Below are 2,063 nucleotides of genomic sequence, written 5' to 3'. Positions count from 1 at the left end.
GCGAAGGGCGGGCGGGTCATAGGTCGTAGAGTCCCTTGGCGATCTCGGTGCCGGAATGGAACCGGAGGAAATCGCGGTACACGGCGGTGTCGTGTTCCTCGTCGATGGGCATGCGGCCCACGATCCAGCCGAACAGCGTCTGGTCCGGCACATCCATCAGCGCCTCGAAGGTGGCCAGATCGGCTTCGCTCCAGTTGACGATGCGGGCATCGACATAAGAGCCGAGCAGCAGGTCCATCTCGCGCATGCCGCGGTGCCAGGCGCGGAACAGCACCTTGCGGCGGCGCGCGTCCACCTGATCGCTGGTTATTGCGGTGCCGGTCATGGCCGGTCCCCTCCCCAATGGCATCAAGGCCGGCAGCGCCCCGCGGGCGCCCGGCCTTTCCCGGACTAAAACGCGAACACCGCCCGCGCAAGGGATTCCCTCGCACCGGCGGCGTTCAGGGTCGGCGGTGACGGCGGTCTCAGGCGGCGCTGAGACGGGCCGGATCGTAGGCGAGGATCGGCGCAAGCCAGCGTTCCGCCTCCGCCAGCGCCATGCCCTTGCGGGCGGCATAATCCGCCACCTGATCGCGCTCGATGCGGCCGACGCCGAAATAATGGCTCTGCGGATGGGCGAAATAGAGCCCGGAGACGGCGGAGGCCGGCCACATCGCATAGCTTTCGGTCAGGCGGATGCCGGTTGCCGCCTCGGCATCGAGCAGGCCGAACAGGGTTGCCTTTTCGGTGTGGTCGGGCTGGGCGGGATAACCCGGTGCCGGGCGGATGCCCTGATATTTCTCCGCGATGATGTCGGGATAATCCAGCGCCTCGCCGGCGGCATAGCCCCAGAGCTCGCGGCGCACACGGGCGTGCATCGCCTCGGCAAAGGCCTCCGCCAGCCGGTCGGCCAGCGACTGCGACAGGATCTTGGAATAGTCGTCGTTGGCGCGGGAGAAGCGCTCGGCCACGGCCTCCTCGCCGAGCCCGGCGGTGACGGCGAACCCGCCGACATAATCGGCGATGCCCGAACCGGCCGGCGCCACGAAATCCGCCAGCGCCACGTTGCCGCGATCGGTGGAGCGCGTCATCTGCTGGCGCAGGGTGTGCAGGGTGGCGCGTTTCTCGGTGCGGCTGTCGTCGGTATAGAGCACGATGTCGTCGCCCTCGGCATTGGCCGGCCAGAAGCCGACCACGCCGTTTGCCGTCAGCCAGCGCTCGCGCACCAGCTGCGCCAGCATGCGCTGTGCATCGTTATAGAGCGTGCGCGCCGCCTGCCCCACCTTCGGATCGTCGAACAGGAGCGGATAGGTGCCGCGGATCTCCCAGGCCGCGAAGAACGGCGTCCAGTCGATATAGGGCACGATCTTGTCGAGCGGCACGTCGCGGAACACCCGCGTGCCGAGAAAGCGCGGGCGCACGGGCGTGTAGCCCTGCCAGTCGAGCTTCGGGGCCTTCGCCCGTGCCTCTGCCAGCGAGAGGCGGCGGCGGTCGTCCTGCGCGCGGGCATGGGATTCCGCCACCGTCTGATATTCGGTGCGGATCTCCGCAACATAGGCATCGCGGTCCGACAGCAGGCGCGAGACCACGCCGACGGCGCGGCTGGCATCCGTCACATAAACCGCCTGCCCGCGGCTGTAGTTGGGATTGATCTTGACCGCCGTGTGCACCCGGCTGGTGGTCGCCCCGCCGATCAGCAGCGGCACCGCGAAGCCCTCGCGCTCCATCTCCGCCGCCACATGGCACATCTCGTCGAGCGAAGGCGTGATCAGGCCGGACAGGCCGATCACATCGGCCTTCTCCGCCTTGGCCCGCTCCAGAATGGTCGCCGCCGGCACCATCACGCCGAGGTCGACCACCTCGTAATTGTTGCACTGCAACACGACGCCGACGATGTTCTTGCCGATGTCGTGCACATCGCCCTTGACGGTGGCCAGCACGATCTTGGCCTGCGCCGGCGCGCTGGCGGCACCCGAGAGGCGCTTTTCCTCTTCCATGAACGGCATCAGCCAGGCCACCGCCTGCTTCATCACGCGGGCCGACTTCACCACCTGCGGCAGGAACATCTTGCCGGCGCCGAACAG

Annotated in this window: 2 protein-coding genes; both read right to left on the bottom strand. The window is 68.0% G+C overall.

Going from position 1 to position 2,063, the window contains the following annotated elements; translation table 11 throughout:
• Positions 1 to 16: 16 nt before the first annotated feature.
• Entirely contained in the window at positions 17 to 325 is a 309-nt protein-coding gene (locus tag V7067_RS17570) for a succinate dehydrogenase assembly factor 2 (RefSeq protein WP_334177177.1), read from the bottom strand.
• 139 nt (positions 326 to 464) lie between these two features.
• Positions 465 to 2,063, bottom strand: a 1,599-nt coding sequence (locus V7067_RS17565; RefSeq protein WP_334177176.1) for a vitamin B12 dependent-methionine synthase activation domain-containing protein, incomplete at its 5' end; no start/stop codon positions are given.

The organism is Pseudoxanthobacter sp., assembly GCF_036822375.1.
Classification (GTDB): Bacteria; Pseudomonadota; Alphaproteobacteria; order Rhizobiales; family Segnochrobactraceae; genus Pseudoxanthobacter.
This window is presented reverse-complemented; position numbering and strand designations above follow the sequence as displayed.